The 379-nt window shown below is 68.9% G+C and carries 1 protein-coding gene; it reads right to left on the minus strand.

What is annotated here, in order from left to right; all coding sequences use genetic code 11:
* The coding region (locus tag J0695_RS41970; protein ID WP_206970050.1) for a CoA-binding protein at positions 1-379 on the minus strand (379 nt) is incomplete at both ends.

Here is a 379-nt window from a genome sequence, read left to right on the forward strand (position 1 = left end):
TCACCGGGGACGTCCGTGACACTCTTGTATGCCTTGCGGCCCAGAATGTCATCGGACTTGGGGTTCACCGGATGGATCTCCCCGGCGAAGCCGCCGTCCACCAGGTTGCGCATCACCGAGTTGCCGATCTTGCCCGGCTCGGCCGAGGCGCCGATCACGGCGACCGAACGCGGCTGCATCAGCCGCCGCATGGAGGCGAGGATCTCCTCGCGCGTGTACTGGCGGCGCTCCTTCGGCATCTCGGTCGCCAGGATCACCCGGATGTCGGCGGCGACCGCGCCGCCCGGTGTGGCGATCACCGGATTGAGGTCCACCTCGGCGATCTCCGGGAAGTCCGCGACGAGTTCCGACACCCGGCCGATCTGCTCGGCGACCGCCC

Source organism: Streptomyces beijiangensis (assembly GCF_017315755.1).
Taxonomy (GTDB): Bacteria; Actinomycetota; Actinomycetes; order Streptomycetales; family Streptomycetaceae; genus Streptomyces; species Streptomyces beijiangensis.